2 protein-coding genes are annotated in these 1,038 nt (G+C 67.0%); both read right to left on the bottom strand.

Annotated features, from left to right (window positions below; all coding sequences use genetic code 11):
* On the bottom strand, positions 1-616 hold a 616-nt coding region (locus A6A05_RS03930), incomplete at its 3' end, for a DDE-type integrase/transposase/recombinase (protein WP_156520883.1).
* A gap of 32 nt (positions 617-648) precedes the next feature.
* On the bottom strand, positions 649-1,038 hold a 390-nt coding region (locus tag A6A05_RS03925), incomplete at its 5' end, for a transposase (RefSeq protein WP_216635744.1).

Here is a 1,038-nt window from a genome sequence, read left to right as displayed (position 1 = left end):
AATGGCTTTTGCCGACGCCCAGGCTGGCCAGCAGCAGCGCCGTCGATGTTGCGGTCATGGGAGCGCCCCGGTCGGCGTGGATGGTCAGGGTTCCCGGGCGGATGCCGTGACGTTTGCAGGTCTCGGCGATCAGGCGGGCGGCCAGGGCGGCGTTCTCGTGTTCGGCCAGCAGCCAGCCGACGACGGCGCGGCTGAAGATGTCGAGGATGACGTAGAGATTGAAGAACTGCCCCTTGTTCGGCCCCTTCAGCTTGGTGATGTCCCACGACCACACTTGGTTGGGGCCAGTGGCCAGCAGTTCGGGTTTGGCATAGGCGGGGTGGCGGGCCTGGTTGCGGCGCTCGCGCACCTCGCGGTTGGCCGCCAGCAGGCGATACATGGTGCGGATCGAGCAGAGATAGCGCCCTTCATCCAGCAAGGTGGCGTAAACCTCGGCTGGGGCCTGATCGACGAAGCGCGGTTGGTGCAGGACATCCATCACGGCTTGGCGTTCCGCCGCCGACAAGGCTCGATGATGGGGCTTTTGCGGCGGCGGCGGCTCGGTTGGCGGGTTTGCCCGGCGGGGATAAAGGCCGCTCCGGTCGAGACCCAGGATCGCACAGACGGCCTGGCGCAAGCCGATGGGAACCTGTGCGGCGACGGTGACCGTCAGGACCCGTCGTCGCTCCCGGTCAGTTTGATCTCCATCAGGGCCGCAACTTTTTTTTGGATGTCGATGGCCAGCCGCGCCGCTTCCAGCTCGCGCCGGAGCTTGGCGTTCTCGCGGCGCAAGGCGCGGGCTTCGTCGTCACCGGCGGATTGGGCCTGAGCAATGCGGGCTGGGGGGCCGCGTTTGACGCTCGCCAACACGCCGTCCCGCCGCTGCTGGCGCCATTTCGCCACCGAAGACGAATAGACGCCTTCGCGCCGCAGAATGGCGCCGATCTCACCGGAATGCTGGCAGCCATCCAGTTCGGCCAGCAACGCCGCCTTGTAGGCGGCGGTGAAACTGCGCCGCCGTGGCCTTGCCGTCACCTCCAGATCTGGAGGTGACGGCAA

Source organism: Magnetospirillum moscoviense (assembly GCF_001650635.1).
Lineage (GTDB): Bacteria > Pseudomonadota > Alphaproteobacteria > Rhodospirillales > Magnetospirillaceae > Magnetospirillum > Magnetospirillum moscoviense.
The sequence above is the reverse complement of the archived record's forward strand: the minus strand, read 5'-3'. Positions and strand labels throughout refer to the sequence as shown.